At 71.1% G+C, this 14328-nt stretch carries 16 protein-coding genes and 1 pseudogene; 11 read left to right on the top strand and 6 right to left on the bottom strand.

Features of this window, described 5'->3' with window-relative positions:
• Positions 1-92 precede the first annotated feature (92 nt).
• From rplS to ACQEVC_RS00345, 6 genes are all read left to right on the top strand, one after another.
• Positions 93-449 (top strand): 50S ribosomal protein L19, encoded by a 357-nt coding sequence (rplS, locus tag ACQEVC_RS00370; RefSeq protein ID WP_203858388.1) that lies wholly within the window; start codon positions 93-95, stop codon positions 447-449.
• A 197-nt stretch (positions 450-646) separates the two neighbouring features.
• Entirely contained in the window at positions 647-1552 is a 906-nt protein-coding gene (gene lepB / locus ACQEVC_RS00365; protein WP_432872209.1) for a signal peptidase I, read from the top strand.
• A complete protein-coding gene (gene lepB, locus ACQEVC_RS00360; protein ID WP_432872207.1) occupies positions 1549-2196 on the top strand; it encodes a signal peptidase I in 648 nt (215 codons plus the stop codon). Before lepB (ACQEVC_RS00365) ends, lepB (ACQEVC_RS00360) begins: the two co-directional genes overlap by 4 nt.
• A gap of 63 nt (positions 2197-2259) precedes the next feature.
• Complete coding sequence (locus ACQEVC_RS00355) at positions 2260-2718, top strand: NUDIX hydrolase (protein ID WP_432872205.1); 459 nt, start codon at positions 2260-2262, stop codon at positions 2716-2718.
• A gap of 2 nt (positions 2719-2720) precedes the next feature.
• A complete protein-coding gene (locus ACQEVC_RS00350) occupies positions 2721-3533 on the top strand; it encodes a ribonuclease HII (protein ID WP_432872203.1) in 813 nt (270 codons plus the stop codon).
• Positions 3530-3853: a DUF2469 domain-containing protein gene (locus ACQEVC_RS00345; protein ID WP_007075222.1), complete on the top strand. Its 324-nt coding sequence runs from the start codon at positions 3530-3532 to the stop codon at positions 3851-3853. The genes ACQEVC_RS00350 and ACQEVC_RS00345 overlap by 4 nt, the downstream gene beginning before the upstream one ends.
• A 297-nt stretch (positions 3854-4150) precedes the next feature.
• Here ACQEVC_RS00345 and ACQEVC_RS00340 read toward each other — a convergent pair whose 3' ends face one another.
• Complete coding sequence (locus ACQEVC_RS00340; RefSeq protein ID WP_432872196.1) at positions 4151-5344, bottom strand: sulfite oxidase; 1194 nt, start codon at positions 5342-5344, stop codon at positions 4151-4153.
• An 893-nt stretch (positions 5345-6237) separates the two neighbouring features.
• Here ACQEVC_RS00340 and ACQEVC_RS00335 point away from each other — a divergent pair.
• Positions 6238-6738 carry a murein hydrolase activator EnvC family protein gene (locus ACQEVC_RS00335; protein ID WP_432890911.1) on the top strand — a complete coding sequence of 167 codons (501 nt, stop codon included), beginning with the start codon at positions 6238-6240 and terminating at the stop codon, positions 6736-6738.
• A gap of 66 nt (positions 6739-6804) precedes the next feature.
• On the opposite strand, the gene ACQEVC_RS00330 is transcribed toward ACQEVC_RS00335, so the two are convergent.
• The 4 genes and pseudogenes from ACQEVC_RS00330 to ACQEVC_RS00315 all read right to left on the bottom strand — a co-directional run.
• A complete protein-coding gene (locus ACQEVC_RS00330) occupies positions 6805-7995 on the bottom strand; it encodes an aminotransferase class V-fold PLP-dependent enzyme (protein ID WP_432872194.1) in 1191 nt (396 codons plus the stop codon).
• A 362-nt stretch (positions 7996-8357) separates the two neighbouring features.
• Positions 8358-9299, bottom strand: coding sequence for a tyrosine recombinase XerC (locus ACQEVC_RS00325; protein WP_432872192.1), 942 nt, complete (start codon positions 9297-9299; stop codon positions 8358-8360).
• Between the two features lie 34 nt (positions 9300-9333).
• On the bottom strand, positions 9334-10539 hold the full coding sequence (locus tag ACQEVC_RS00320; RefSeq protein WP_432890909.1) for a DNA-processing protein DprA: 1206 nt from the start codon (positions 10537-10539) through the stop codon (positions 9334-9336).
• A gap of 236 nt (positions 10540-10775) precedes the next feature.
• Positions 10776-10880, bottom strand: a pseudogene (locus tag ACQEVC_RS00315) (hypothetical protein); the annotation flags it as partial.
• Between the two features lie 15 nt (positions 10881-10895).
• Here ACQEVC_RS00315 and ACQEVC_RS00310 point away from each other — a divergent pair.
• Positions 10896-12335: a recombinase family protein gene (locus ACQEVC_RS00310; protein ID WP_432890906.1), complete on the top strand. Its 1440-nt coding sequence runs from the start codon at positions 10896-10898 to the stop codon at positions 12333-12335.
• 56 nt (positions 12336-12391) lie between these two features.
• Here the strand turns inward: ACQEVC_RS00310 and ACQEVC_RS00305 are convergent, their stop codons facing one another.
• On the bottom strand, positions 12392-12811 hold the full coding sequence (locus tag ACQEVC_RS00305) for a helix-turn-helix domain-containing protein (protein WP_432872190.1): 420 nt from the start codon (positions 12809-12811) through the stop codon (positions 12392-12394).
• Positions 12812-13024: 213 nt separating this feature from the next.
• Here ACQEVC_RS00305 and ACQEVC_RS00300 point away from each other — a divergent pair, with 213 nt between their 5' ends.
• From ACQEVC_RS00300 to ACQEVC_RS00290, 3 genes are read left to right on the top strand one after another with little or no spacing between them, the layout of a single operon-like run.
• Positions 13025-13267 carry a hypothetical protein gene (locus ACQEVC_RS00300; RefSeq protein WP_432872188.1) on the top strand — a complete coding sequence of 81 codons (243 nt, stop codon included), beginning with the start codon at positions 13025-13027 and terminating at the stop codon, positions 13265-13267.
• On the top strand, positions 13267-13458 hold the full coding sequence (locus tag ACQEVC_RS00295; RefSeq protein ID WP_432872186.1) for a hypothetical protein: 192 nt from the start codon (positions 13267-13269) through the stop codon (positions 13456-13458). Before ACQEVC_RS00300 ends, ACQEVC_RS00295 begins: the two co-directional genes overlap by 1 nt.
• Positions 13459-13475: 17 nt before the next feature.
• On the top strand, positions 13476-14273 hold the full coding sequence (locus tag ACQEVC_RS00290) for a BRO family protein (RefSeq protein WP_432872184.1): 798 nt from the start codon (positions 13476-13478) through the stop codon (positions 14271-14273).
• Positions 14274-14328: the final 55 nt, after the last annotated feature.

Here is a 14328-nt window from a genome sequence, read left to right as displayed (position 1 = left end):
CGAGGTTGCCGTGCCGGACCCCGTCGCGGAGATCAGAATCACCCATCCGCGCGCCGACGCCCGGTGCGCCGTGAGTCTTCAAGGATGCAGCGATGAACACCCTGGACGCCCTCGACGCCCAGTCGCAGCGGACCGACGTGCCCGACTTCCGGGCCGGTGACACGGTCAAGGTGCACGCCCGAGTCATCGAGGGCAGCCGCTCCCGGGTCCAGGTCTTCGAGGGTGTCGTCATCCGGCGCCATGGAGCGGGCCTGCGGGAGACCTTCACCGTACGCAAGATCAGCTTCGGGGTCGGGGTGGAACGGACGTACCCGATCAACAGCCCGGGTATCGACCGGATCGAGGTGGTCGTCCGTGGTGACGTACGCCGGGCCAAGCTCTACTACCTCCGTGAGCTGCGCGGCAAGAAGGCCAAGATCAAGGAGAAGCGCGAGAAGCGGGTCGGCTGACCTCCCGGCTGACCGCACCGACGCCGATCGCGGGGTGCCGACCCGGCCAACGCCGACTACGCTGGCCGCACGGGCAGACGCGAGACACGGCGACCCCGGCGACCGCCGGGGTCGCCCGTCACCCCCGCGCTTCCGCTCACGGTGCCCGTCGCCCAGCCAGCGGGTGATGGCGCGGTATCTCGGGACCGGGGAGTTGCGTGGTGCGTAGGGTGGACGACGAGGACGACGTCGAACCGTGGCGTCGTCGGCCCCGACGCTCCCGCCGCACCCGTAAGCAGATGCCACTGTGGCAGGAGCTTCCGCTACTGCTGATCGTGGCGTTCTGCCTCGCGGTGCTGATCCGGACCTTCCTGCTCCAGGCGTTCTTCATCCCCTCGGGGTCCATGGAGGACACTCTGCTGATCGGCGACCGGGTCCTGGTCAACAAGATCGTTTACGACGTGCGCGACCCGGCCCGCGGCGAGATCGTGGTCTTCCGGGGTACGGCCGCCTGGGCGCCCGAGGTGCGCGAGGAGGCCGATCCGGGGTTCGTGGCCAAGCTGGGCCGCACCATCGGGGACCTGGTCGGGGTGAGCCGACCCGGCGAGAAGGACTTCATCAAGCGGGTGGTGGGGCTGCCCGGCGACAAGGTGAAGTGCTGTGACGACCAGGGCCGGGTCACCGTCAACGGCGTCCCGATCGACGAGCCGTACGTGCTGGAGAACTCCCCACTGGACGTCCCGCCCAACCGCCAGGAATGCCGGTCGCGGCGGTTCGACGAGGTGGTGGTCCCGGCGGGGCAGATCTTCGTGATGGGCGACCACCGGCTGGTGTCGCAGGACGCGCGCTGCCAGGGTCCGGTGCCGATCGAGAACGTCATCGGCCGGGCCTTCGTAGTCGTCTGGCCGTTCGGCCACTGGAGTTCGCTGCCGGTGCCGGACACCTTTGACAAACTGCCGAGACCGGCCGCGGCGTCCGCCCCGGCGGAACCGCCCGCCGACAGTCCGCAAAACAGCGCGAACACGGGAGAAATAGCAATTGCGATGCCAATCTTGGGCTCTCTGCTCGTTACCGCGCGTTCCCGGCGCTCCCGTGGGACTCGGCATCGTAGGCTCCACCCGTGATTGACGAGCAGACCGACAAGTCCAAGCCCCGCAGTTCGTTCTGGCGGGAACTGCCCATCCTGGTGGGCGTGGCCATCCTGGTCGCGGTACTGGTCCGGGCGTTCGTCCTGCAGACCTTCTACATCCCGTCGCCGTCGATGGAGCACACCCTCGACATCTACGACCGGGTGCTCGTCAACAAGCTGGTCTACGACTTCCGGTCGCCGCACCGAGGCGAGATCATCGTCTTCAAGGCGCCCACCCAGTGGACCGGCAACCCGAAGGGTGAGGACTTCATCAAGCGGGTGATCGGGGTCGGCGGGGACCGGGTGGTCTGCTGCGACCCGCAGGACCGACTGGTGATCAACGGGCAGTCGCTGGACGAGCCGTACATCTTCACCGAGAACGGGGTGCGGGATCCGGCAGCCGACGAGGAGTTCGACATCACCGTGCCGCCCGGACGACTCTGGGTGATGGGTGACCACCGCTCCGCCTCCGGCGACTCCCTCGAGCACTGGCAGCAGAGCCGCAAGGACATCGAGTTGGCGACGATTCCGGAGAAGTCGGTGGTGGGGCGGGCCTTCACCGTCTTCTGGCCGGTCGGCCGGGCCACCTGGCTCTCCGTACCCGATTCCTACGGCGCGATCCCCGATCCGCAGGGCTGATCGCCGCCCGCGCCGGCCTGCGGCCGGCGGCGGGTCCGGTGCCGGCGCGGCTAGGCTGACCCGGTGACCGTGTTCACCCCCCGCCAGGCCGCCCGGGTGCTCCTGGTCGATGCCGACGGCCGGGTGCTGCTGTTCCACGGCTGGGATCCGGCTCGACCCGTTCACCGCTACTGGTTCACCCCGGGCGGCGGCCTGGACCCGGACGAGACGCCGGCGGTCGGCGCCGCCCGCGAGCTGGCCGAGGAGACCGGGCTGCGGCTGCGCCCGGCCGAGTTCGGCGAACCGGTCCGGCGGGAAATCGCCGAGTTCAGTTTCGGCGGCCAGTGGTACCGCCAGGAACAGCACTTCTTCCTCGTCCGGGTCGCCGCCTGGGCGGTGGACACGGCCGGGTTCGACGCGGTCGAGCAGGAGACGATCGACACCCACCGCTGGTGGTCGATCGACGAGCTGGACCGGACGACGGAACGGTTCTATCCGACCGACCTGCCCGAGCTGCTACGCCGGGCGCTGGAGAGCGAGTAGCGGTGCTGACCCCACCCCGTACGGTGATCCGCCGCGAGGGCGGCATCTACGCCATGGAACGGGCACTGCGGCGACGCGGCTTCCCGCACGTCGCCGGGGCCGACGAGGCCGGTCGGGGCGCCTGTGCCGGTCCGCTGGTGGCCGCCGCGGCGGTGCTGCCCGACGGCCGGCGTGGCGAGATCGAGGGGCTGGCCGACTCGAAGCTGCTCACCCCGGCCACCCGGGAGCGGATCTACGCCGAGGTGGTGGAGCGGGCCCTGGCGTACGCCGTGGTGGTCATTCCGGCCGTCGAGGTGGACGCCCGGGGGCTGCACGTCTGCAACCTGGCGGCGATGCGCCGGGCACTGGCCTCCCTCGCCCTGGTCCCGGACTACGTGCTCACCGACGGTTTCGGGGTGGACGGGCTGGGCGTGCCGGGGCTGGCCGTCTGGAAGGGCGACCAGGTCGCCGCCTGCGTGGCGGCGGCGAGCGTGCTGGCCAAGGTCACCCGGGACCGGATCATGGTGGAGCTGGACGACCGGCACCCCGGGTACGGTTTCGCCGAGCACAAGGGATACATCACCGCCGAGCACAGTGCCGCGCTGGAGCGTCACGGCCCGTGCCCGGAACATCGCTTCTCGTACGTCAATGTCGCGACCGTCTCCGGGCGGGTCGGCCGGCCGCCCCGGTCCCGGCGTCCGGCGCACCTCGGTGGGATCGAGTCGATGGCGCACGGGGGCCGGGCAGGGAGTACCGTCGGCGTGGCGTTGGGCGAGCGGCTTCGGCCGTCAACGTTCGTGGGGGAAGATGTGGCCATGGAAGGCGGAGTGGGATGAGCGCGGAAGATCTCGAGAAGTACGAGACCGAGATGGAGCTGCAGCTCTATCGGGAGTACCGCGACATCGTTCGCCAGTTCTCCTACGTCGTGGAGACGGAGCGGCGGTTCTACCTGGCGAACCAGGTTGACCTGCACGTCCGCAACTCCGACGGTGAGGTCTACTTCGAGGTGGAAATGCACGACGCCTGGGTCTGGGATATGTACAGGCCGGCGCGTTTCGTGAAAAATGTCCGAGTAATGACCTTCAAGGACGTCAACGTCGAAGAACTCGAAAAGCCGGACATCTCCCTTCCCGCTGATTCTGGATTCGGCGGTTGATCATCGGCATTCCGGTCGCCCCGGGATCCGGCGGCTGACCGCCCACGTTCGCTGCCCGAGCAAGATCAACTGCTCCCTCGGCATCGGTCGGCCCTTCTCCCCGAACCGGAGTCGTCGGGCGGGCTTCTGCCGGAGCCGGACTCGTCGGTCGGGGCTTCTGTGCGAGCCGGAGACGCCGGTGGACGGCGGCGGCCGGTGATCGGATCGGTCCGGGCGGATGATCCGATCACCAGCTATACAGCTTCAGAAGGGATCACCGGCGACGCCGGACCAGGCTCCGGCGCCCGCGAACCTGGCCTAGTGGTCCTCGGTGACCACGACCTCCACCCGCTGGACCAGATTGTTCGCGAACCCACCCCGGTTCCACGGCTGCTCGATCGGCTGGGTACGCCCGGACGCGTCGGTGGCCCGCGCGCCGAGGGTGTACCGGCCGGGGGTCGCCGGCCACTCGTACCGCCAGCGGCGCCACGCCCAGCGCTCGTCCACGACCGGTCCGTTCGGAGCGGACTCCGGTGACCGTTGCCCTGCCGAGGCCGGATCCGAGCCGTTGCCCAGGTGTTCCACCGCACCGATCGGATCGAGGGTGGCGGGAACCCAGCTGAGACCCCCGTCCGTGGTCACCTCGACGGCGGTCACCGGCGCGTGCCCGGACCAGGCTCGACCCTCCACTGTGCACGTACCGGGGCGTACCACCCGGGTCCGGGACATGAAGTCCGGAAAGCCGGGCGGTTGGACCAGTGCCCGGGGTTCGATCCGGGTGACCGGAATCCCGGGGTCGTCGGCGGAGGTGCGGAGCCGGTAGGCCACCGCGTTCTGGTAGCCGTCGAACTCCCGGTCGAGCACCGTGATCCGGGTGAGCCACTTGACGTGTGCCATGCCGTACCAGCCGGGCACCACCAGGCGCAGTGGCGCGCCGTGCTGTGGGAGCAGCGGGGCGCCGTTCATCTCGTACGCCAGCAGCACCTCCTCGCGCAGCGCCTCGGAGACCGGCAGCCCGCGCTGGTAGTCCTGCTCGACGCCGCGCTCCACGCCGTGGTCGGCGCCGGTGAACACGACGTCGACCGCGTCCGCCGCGAGCCCCGCCTCCCGCAGCAGCGGAGCCAACGGCGTCCCGGTCCATTCGGCGGTGCCGACCGCCTCGGAGAGCCACGGCTGGCTGACCGGACGGGGCGTCAACAGGGCCCGGCCGTTGCCGGCACACTCCAGGGTGACCCGCCGGGTGACCCTGGGCCGCTGCCGCAGGGCGGCGAGATCGAGGGCCAGCGGGTGGTCGACCCGGCCGTCGACGGTCAGCAGGTGCCGGCCCGCGTCCAGGTCCGGGATGTCGTAGTGGATGAGCAGATAGTGCAGGCCCACCGGGGTGACGTCGTAGCGGAGCGCCTCCAGCGGCAGCGCGTGGTTACGCGCGGCGAGGCCCAGTTCCTCGATGCTGATGCCCTCGTCGGGATCGGCCACCCGGGAAGGCCGGCTCACGTCGTCCACTGTGGTCATCGCCGCTCCTCCGTCGATCCGGTGACGGACGGGAACCCGCCTCCGGCCGTCCAGCCTAGGCGAGCCGCCTGAACGGACGTGGAGCCGGCCCAGGTCACGGCCGGGCGGCACGGCTCGACCGGGTCGGGCACGCCTCTCGACCGCTGTCCGGTTTGTGCCCTCGATGGGGTACCCGCTCCACCCGTCCCGTCGTCCCCTGCCACCGCAGGCCTCCCGCCCGCCTGGATCGCCGATTCGTTCGCCGTTCTCCCGCCCGCCTGCATGGCCGATTCGTCTGCTGTTCTCCCGCCCGCTTGGATCGCCGATCCGTTCGCCGTTCTCCCGCCCCAGATGCCGCCGGAGACGCCGGGGCCCTGGGTGGGCAGACTTCCCCCACCAGGGCAGCCATCAATGGGCAGGTCGCGGGTACTGGGGAGGTTCCGCCGCCCTGCGGCGAGGACCGTCGCCGGTGCCGGGCATAGCAGATCGTCGGGCTTTGCGGGCGTTTTCCACAGCCGTGGCAGTTGTGCACAGGGCGCGGTCCGCGACGTTGCTGGAACCACGCGGTGCCGCGAGGCTGCACGACCATGACGAGGAGATGGCACGGCGGGGGACCGGTGATCCTGCTTCCGGTGTTGCTGCTGGCCCTGACACCGCCACCGGCCCGGTCCGACGCCACCTGGACCGGCAGGCCGGTCGGGAGCGCCGCAGCGTCGGCCGGCCTGCCGGTCGGGAGTGCCACCGCGCCGACCGCCGGGCCGGGCCGGGACAGCGCCGCTCCGGTCTCGATCGCCGGCTCGGCCTGGGACCGGGTGGCCATGGTCTCGATCGCCGGCTCGGCCTGGGACCGGGTGGCCATGGTCTCGATCGCCGGCTCGGCCTCGGACCCGCTGACCACGGTCTCGACGCCGCGCATGGCGTGGACGAGGTCGCGAGTACCCACCTCCAGCGTGTCCCGCTGGACGGTGCCGGTGCCCGGACGATTCCGGTGGCCGCTCGACGGGGTGCCCCGGGTCGTCCGCCGGTTCGACCCGCCGCCGCAGCCGTGGGCGGCCGGGCACCGGGGCGTCGACCTGGGGGCCCCGCCCGGTGCCACGGTGCGGGCGGCCGGGTCGGGAGTGGTGTTCTTCGCCGGGATGGTGGCCGGCCGTCCGCTCGTCAGCGTCGCCCATCCCAACGGACTGCGCACCACCTACGAGCCGGTGCGGTCCGGACTGGCGGCCGGGGACTCGGTTCGGGCGGGAGATCCGCTCGGCGTGCTCCTGCCCGGCCACCCGGGCTGCGCGGCCGGCGGATCGGCCTGCCTGCACTGGGGCCTGCGCCGGGGCGACGACTACCTCGATCCCCTGCTCCTGCTGGGCCTCGGCCGGGTCCGTCTGCTACCGGCCCCGGCCCATCGCCACCGGCCTGGGTGAAGGTGCCGCTTCCCACAGGTTGCGGACGCGGTCGAGTCGCCATCCGATGACGCCATCCGTCGTTGATCAGGAGAGCGAGGCGAGCAGGGCAGGTAGGCGCTCGGCGAGGCGGTCGTACTCGTCCGCCCGGTTGTAGATCTGGCCGGACAGTCGCAGCCAGCCTCGGTCGTGCCAGGGGTTGACGTTGACCTCCGTGCCGAGCTCGTCCGCGATCCGCTGTCGAAGTGCTATCGCGTCCGGAAAAGTGGTCGCGACGCCGGCCGGCAGGGGAAGGATCCGCATCGACACCGTCGGCCCGCCGGGGTCGACCAGGTCGGCCGGCGCGATCCCGAGAGCCCGGCCAACCACCCGCTGCCCGTACGCGGCCAGTTCCGCGTTGTGCGTTCGGACCCGGTCCAGGCCGAGCGTACGAAGCGTGAATACCCCCACTGGCGCGGCGAGCCAGGCGGTGTAGTCGAGTGTCCCCTGCCATTCGACCCGGCCGGGAAAGCCGGCCTCCTCCTGCCAGGAGACGGCCAACGGCTCGATCCGTGGCCGCCAGCGGGGCGCCACCACCAGCACGGCGCTGCCCCGCGGGGCGTACCCCCACTTGTGCAGGTTGCCGACCCAGAAGTCCGCGCCGATGCTCTCCACCGGAGTCGGCAGCATCCCGGGGGCGTGCGCACCGTCGACCAGTACCGGGACGTTGCGCTCCCGGGCCACCGCTGCGATAGCTGCCGCCGGAAAGAGCCGGGCGGTGGCGGAGGTGAGCTGGTCGATGACGAGCAGCTTGGTACGGCCAGGCCGGATCCCGGCCCGCACGATCTCGACGATCTCCTCGTCGGTGGCGGTCAGCGGCACCGACAGGGTGCGCCGGACGGCCCCGGTCCGGTGCGCCTCCCGATCGACGGAGAGGGCGACCGAGCCGTACCCGTGGTCGGTGTCGACCACCTCGTCGCCGGGCTCCAGCCCGAGCGACTGGAGCACGATGGCGGCCCCGATGGTGACGTTGCCGACCAGGGCCGTCCCGTCCGGATCAGCACCGAGGAAGCCGGCCAGGTGTCGACGGGCGTGCGTGATCCGGTCGACGAGTCCGCGGTTGAAGAAGCGCATCGGATTGGCCTCGGTCTCGTCGCGCAGCCGCTGTTGGGCGCGCTGCACGCCGATCGGCACCGCCCCGTACGAGCCGTGGTTGAGGTGGGCGACGCCGGGATCCAGCGAGAACAGCAGTCGGGCGCCGGGGATCGGCACGGGCGGCGGCGGCCCGGCGGTGCTCATTCGGTGATCGTAGCCCGGCGTCGATCGGGTACCGGTCGGGAACGAGCCATCGGGCGGCGGCCACCTCGCCGACGGGCGGCATAGTCGAGCTGGCGGAACCGGTCTCCCGGTTTGCGCCGTCGGCATCGGCCGCCATCGTCGTGACCCGCTCCGGCGTTCCGGACCCTGTCTGGCGGGCGGACGGTCGGTTCGGGCTGTCGGGCTCGGATGGTTGCGCCCTGTCTGGCGGGCGGGCGGTCGGTTCGGGCTGTCGGGCTCGGATGGTTGCGCCCTGGCGGGCGGACAGGTCGGACCGGGTGGGTGGGCCGGGTCGTCGGGCCGGGGCGGTCCGGCTCGGGTGATCTCCCCGTCGGGCCGGTGAGTCAGGCCCGAGGATGTGCCTGGCGGTACGCCGCCCGCAGCCGCTCCATCGAGACGTGGGTGTAGATCTGCGTGCTCGACAGCGTGGCGTGCCCCAGAAGCTCCTGCACCGTACGCAGGTCTGCACCGCCCTCCAGCAGATGGGTGGCGGCGGAGTGCCGCAGCCCGTGCGGGCTGATCCGGGGCAGCCCCGTCGCCCGGGCGTAGGCGGCGACGATCCGGCGTACCACGGTGGGCTGGAGCCGCCCGCCGCGTACCCCGAGCAGCAGTGCGGCACCGCTGTCCGGCCCGGCCAGGCGTGGCCGGCCGGTTCGGAGCCAGTCGTCGATTGCCCGCTGCGCCGGCACCCCGTAGGGCACCGTGCGTTCCTTGGCGCCCTTGCCCAGGACCCGGACCACCCGCCGGGCCGGATCGACATCGCCGAGATCCAGACCGCACAGTTCGCTGACCCGGATGCCGGTGGCGTAGAGGAGTTCGAGCACCGCCCGATCCCGCGACGCTTCCGGGGATGCGGCTTCGCCGGGCGCGTCCACCAGTTCGCTCGCCTGGTCGGCCCGAAGCACGGTCGGCAGTTCCCGGTGCGTCCGAGGGCTGGCCAACTGGGCACCGACGTCGGTGTCCAGCAGGCCGGCCCGGTGCGCCCAGGCGGTGAAGGTACGGGCGGAGGCGGCGCGGCGGGCCAGCGAGGCGCGGGCGGCTCCGAGGGTACGCAGCTTCGCCAGCCAACTCCGCAACACGGTGATGTCCAGATCCCGGGGCCGGGCGCAGCCCATTCGCCCGGCATGGTCGAGCAGCGAGACCACGTCCGCGACGTAGGCCCGAACGGTGTGCGTCGACCGGTTCTCGACCGAGGCGAGATGCTGGGCGAAGTCGTCGACGCTCTCCCGGAGCGGCGGTGCCAGTGCCTCGTGCCGGGCGCGGGTACTGCGACTGGGCTGGCTCATCACCCGCGACGGTGGACCTCGGGCGTCGGCCACGTCAAGCCGGCTCGCCGGGAAAGCCCGCCGGAGCGCGGCTGGACCGGGTCGCCGCCGGAGCGAGCACGTACCCGTCGTCGCGGCGGACCACCAGAGCCAGTTGTTCCAGCAGGGAGAGCTTGCGCAGGGCGGTACGCAGGTCGAGGCCGGTGCGTGCGGCGAGGACGTCCGGACCGAGCGGGCCACGTCGGGGAACCGACTCCAGGATCAGCGCGGACTCGTCGTCGAGCGCATCCTGTGGCCGGTCGGGACCACGAACCGGCGGGGCGAGGTCGGCACCGATCCGTCCCACCTCCTCCAGTACGTGTGGCACGCCGGTGACCAGTCGCGCCTCGGGATATTCGCGGAGCAGTTCGTGCGCGCCGACCGACATGGCGGAGGTGACCGGCCCGGGCACCACCATCGACGGTCGCTTCATCGCGAGTGCCCGGCGCAGCGTCTGGGTGGCACCGCTGCGGGCCGCCGCCTCGACCACCAGGGTGCCGGCGGTCGCGGCGGCGATCACCCGGTTGCGGATCAGGAACCGGGGCCGCAGCGGCTCCGCCCCGGGAGGCCATTCGCTGACCAGCAGGCCGGCGTCGGAGATCCGGTCGAAGAGGGCGGTGTTGCCCATCGGATAGGGCCGGTCGACGCCGCAGGCGAGTATCGCGATGGTCAGGCCACCGGCGTTCAGGGCGCCCCGGTGCGCCGCCGCGTCGATGCCGAACGCGCCACCGGACACTACGGTCCAGCCCCGCTCGGCCAGCCCGAAGGCGATCTCGGTGGCGACGTGCAGCCCGTACGGGGTGGCGGCCCGGGACCCGACCACCGCCACCGATCGTTGCAACGCCTCCCCGAGCGACCAGGCACCGCGTACCCAGAAGCAGAGCGGCGGTGCGGTCTCCTGGTCGACCCTGCGACCGGCACTCGGCAGGGTCAGCCGGTCGAGGCTCCGCAGCCGGGTCGGCCACTCCGGGTCGGTGGGAGTCACCACCCGCGCGCCGAGCCGCTCGGTGTGCTCGGCGGCGGCGAGCGCGACCTGCCAGGGGTCTCCAGCGGCCAGCCGGGACTCGACCGTTGCCCGCAGCCGGTGGTCCGGGACCTTTCCGGTGAGCAGCCGACGCAACGCACCGACCGCTCCGAACTGCCGAACCAGGCGGAACACCGCTCGGGTACCGGGCTCGAAGAGCCAGGTCAGAGCGATCCGTGCCAGTCGATCCTCGTCCATCGCCACCGGCTCGTCCAGGTCCGGAGTCAGGTCGCCCGGAGTCGGATCGTCCGGAGTCAGGTCGTCCGGAGTCAGGTCGTCCGGAGTCGGATCGTCCGGAATCAGGTCGTTCGGAGTCGGATCGGTCGGGGGCTCGGTCTGCGGCCCGGAGGCGGGGTGTGGTGGTCGCCGCCCCGGATCGACCGGTAGCGGGGCATCGCCGCTCGGGGCGGCCGGAGCGGGGTGTGCTGGTCTGGTCATGCGATGCTCCCGGTGCGAAGTTGGATGGCTTCGTCCACGTCACCGGCGTCGGGCCGTTGTCGACCGTCGAGGTCGGCGATGCTCCAGGCCACCACAAGGATGGTTCAATAGCAGATGTGGATACCGTGATCTACCTCCGCCAGAGCCAGGACCGGACCGGGGAAGAACTGGGCATCAGCCGCCAGCGAGAGGACACCCGCAAGCTTGCCAAGCTGCGCGGATGGGCCGTCGTCGCGGAGCACGTCGACAACGACGTCAGCGCGTCTGGCAAGCGGCGGCGGCCGGGCTTCGAGGCCGCACTACAGGCCATCCAGAGCGGCCAGGCGAGGTGTCTGGTCGCCTGGGACATGACCCGGCTGACCCGCAACGCGCGGGACCGTCTCCGCCTGCTGGAGGCCGGCAAGCAGCACAACATCACCGTGGCCTTCGTACGCGGGACGGATCTCGACCTGGGCACGCCGGCGGCCCGACTCACGGCGGACATCCTGGGATCCGTCGCGCAACACGAGATCGAGCAGAAGTCAGACCGACAGCGGCGCGCCGCACTCCAGGCCGCAGAGCAGGGCCGGCGAATAGGGGGCCGCCGGCCGTTCGGCTACGAGGCCGACGGCATGACGATCCGGGAGAGTGAGGCCCGGGCCATCCGGAAGGCGTACGACGATGTCCTGGCCGGCGTGCCGCTGGGCAGGATAGCCGCCGGCTGGAACGCCCTAGGCCTGACCACACCACAGACCAAGCGGGACGGGTCACCGTCGCCGTGGACCGCCCAGAGCGTCCGCCCGGTGCTGCTGAACCCGCGCTACGCCGGCCTGCGCAGCCACGTCACGGAGGCCATACGGGAGGCCATGGATCCTCGCAAGGCGCGGCTCAAGGGCATCGTGGGAGCGGCGGCCTGGGAAGGGCTGGTGTCGGAGGAGACCTGGCGCGCGGCGGTGGAACTGATCACGGACCCGTCTAGGGCCAACCCTGCCCGGTCCGCGCGGGGTCTCCTGACCGGCGTCGCGCTCTGCGGGGTCTGCGAGGCCACGGTCCACCGTGGCGCAGCTCCCGCCCGGCGGGGCCGGGAAGGGCACACCACCTACCGCTGCCGTGCCGCGTACGGCCACGTGGGGCGCGCATCGGAGCCGGTGGACCTATACGTCATGGACTTGGTGATCGACCGCCTGTCGCGTCCTGACGCCGCCCTCCTGCTGGCTGACGAGAGCAAGCCGGACACCGCCGCTCTGCGCCGCGAGGCTCGGGCCCTTCGTGTCCGCCTGGATGGTCTGGCGACCCTGCTGGCCGAGGAGGTGCTGACCGAACTCGGGGTGCGCCGGGAGTCCAGAAAGCTGCGGGATCGCCTCGCCAGGGTGGAGGCGGAGATGGCCAACGCCGGCCGGCTGGAGATTCTCGGCCCACTGGTGCGGGCCGACGACGTGCAGGCCGCGGTCCTGTCCCTGGATACCGATCGGCTACGAACCGTCGTTAACGTGCTGATGGTCGTAAAGGTGATGCCCGCCGGTCGGGGGGCGCGCATCTTCCGGCCGGAGACGATCGAGATCTCCTGGAAGCTCTGAGGCATGCGATGAAGCCCCGGCCCTCACTTGAGGGCCGGGGCTTCTGCTATCCGGAGTCAGGCGGTGCGGCGGCGGTTCCCGTTGTACGGCTCCAGTACCCGTTCGAGCAGCGTGGCAAGCAGATCCTTCTCGGGGGTAGCGAGGGGTGACGATTCGCCGAGCAGGTGGCTGACGCGCTCGGCGAGCGGGTGGATGGCCGGCGGCGGGGTCGGGTTCTCGGAGAGTCCGAATTGCTCGGCGGTAGCTCGCCCCGCGAGCACCATCAGATGCTCGTAGGTCGTTCCGGGGATGGCGGCCTGGATCTTCTGGATGTTCTTCGGGCCCGGCTGGACCTCGCCCCGGAAGTATCGGCCGAGCAGGTCGCTACCGATGCCGGTGGCGGTCGCCAGGGTGGCCTGGTCGGATGCCCGTCCGGAGCGTTTCGCGTGACGGATGACGTAGTCCCGGAACGCCTCGAAATCCCACTTGCTGCTCACGTGCATGAAGGCTACGGCATTCCACGCATGCGCACGAGGGGGCCAGACCTGGACGGCGCCGGGGGAGTAGTGGCCCTGGCCTGCCCGTTTGGCTCGGCCTGGTGTTGACCTGCGCTGATGGTTCATGGGTTGACCTCGATCCCTTCCTTGTGCCGAAGCATTTTCTCTGACTCTACCCTTGCTTGTATGCGTACATCGAGCTAGCGTAGTTGTATGCAAGCAACCCCGAAGGCCAGGCGCCGCAAGGTGGTCTTCAAGGGCGACGACTTCGACGCCCTCGTCGGACCCCTCGGACTGGACACCCAGGAGAAGCAGGCCACCGACCTCGGCGTAGACCCCGGCAACTACTCACGCATCCGCAGTGGCGGGGGAGTCAGCGCGATCTTCATGCTCCGGTTCCACGCCAAGTACCCCCACGTACGAGTGGGCCAGTACTTCGCCGAAGAGGACCGGTAATGCCTCGCCCGACCCCGCTGTCCGGCGTGAGCGCCGAGCACATTCAGCGGCTCGTCGACCAGGCCCCACCCCTGGCCCCCTGGCAGATCGATCAGCTCACCGTCCTGCTGGCGCCCGTCCGCAGCCACATCGCCGCCGGGCAGCAGCGATCTGACGACGAGGCGACCACCGACACCCCGCCCGCCGCCTGACCACGAGAGGAAGCCGCGTGATCGCCGAGATCGAAGTCTTCCAGTTTCCCGCCACCGGTCAGCAGATCCGAACCCTGCTCCGCAACGGCGAGCCTTGGTTCGTCGCCGCAGACGTCTGCACAGCCCTCGACATCAACAACTCGCGGCAAGCCGTCAGCTATCTCGATGAGGACGAGAAGGGGGTCACTACTAATGACACCCCTGGCGGCCAACAGCAAGTGTCCGTCGTCAGTGAGCCGGGCCTGTACTCGCTGATTCTCCGTAGCCGCAAGCCGCAGGCGAAGGAGTTCAAGCGGTGGGTCACCCACGAGGTGCTGCCGGCGATCCGGAAGACCGGGCGCTACGAGGGGGCCTCGCAGTTCGCCATCCCGCAGACCTACTCGGAGGCGCTCCGGCTTGCCGCCACGCAGGCGGAGGAGATCGAGGCGCAGCGCGCTCGGCTGGCCGTCGCCGAACCGAAGGCCGAGTACGTCGATGGCTTCGTCAACCCCGACGAGGACGCCTCGATCATCCGGGTCTTCGCCGGGCAGCTCGGGGTGGGGGAGAAGGCGCTCCGGGAGTGGATGGTCGCCCGGAAGCTGATCTACCGCCGCGAGACCGAGGCCCGCTGGTCGTCTTCGCAGCAGCGGCTTGTCCAGGACTACCAGTGGTTGGCCTACGCGTACCACGCCGACTGGTTCACCACGCGCGACCAGCCCACCGCGCCGCGCATGCACAACGGCCAGATGCGAACGACCTTGTACGTCACCCCGCTCGGCAAGGTCGCGATCCGCCGGCTGCTGATGAAGCACCCGATCGAGCGCCCCGCCGCCTGACCTCCGGTCCCGGCCACCCGGCCCGGACACAGAACGGCGCCCCCGCTACCCGACC

The organism is Plantactinospora sp. CA-294935 (assembly GCF_050936445.1).
In the GTDB taxonomy this organism is placed as follows: Bacteria; Actinomycetota; Actinomycetes; order Mycobacteriales; family Micromonosporaceae; genus Plantactinospora.
This window is presented reverse-complemented; position numbering and strand designations above follow the sequence as displayed.

Coding starts and splice junctions, on each gene's coding strand:
- ACQEVC_RS00335 (WP_432890911.1), top strand. CDS start 6,238: ATGGCGTGGACGAGGTCGCGAGTACCCACCTCCAGCGTGTCCCGCTGG.
- ACQEVC_RS00295 (WP_432872186.1), top strand. CDS start 13,267: ATGCCTCGCCCGACCCCGCTGTCCGGCGTGAGCGCCGAGCACATTCAG.
- rplS (WP_203858388.1), top strand. CDS start 93: ATGAACACCCTGGACGCCCTCGACGCCCAGTCGCAGCGGACCGACGTG.
- ACQEVC_RS00330 (WP_432872194.1), bottom strand. CDS start 7,995: ATGAGCACCGCCGGGCCGCCGCCGCCCGTGCCGATCCCCGGCGCCCGA.
- ACQEVC_RS00340 (WP_432872196.1), bottom strand. CDS start 5,344: ATGACCACAGTGGACGACGTGAGCCGGCCTTCCCGGGTGGCCGATCCC.
- ACQEVC_RS00300 (WP_432872188.1), top strand. CDS start 13,025: ATGCAAGCAACCCCGAAGGCCAGGCGCCGCAAGGTGGTCTTCAAGGGC.
- ACQEVC_RS00345 (WP_007075222.1), top strand. CDS start 3,530: ATGAGCGCGGAAGATCTCGAGAAGTACGAGACCGAGATGGAGCTGCAG.
- ACQEVC_RS00320 (WP_432890909.1), bottom strand. CDS start 10,539: ATGGACGAGGATCGACTGGCACGGATCGCTCTGACCTGGCTCTTCGAG.
- ACQEVC_RS00325 (WP_432872192.1), bottom strand. CDS start 9,299: ATGAGCCAGCCCAGTCGCAGTACCCGCGCCCGGCACGAGGCACTGGCA.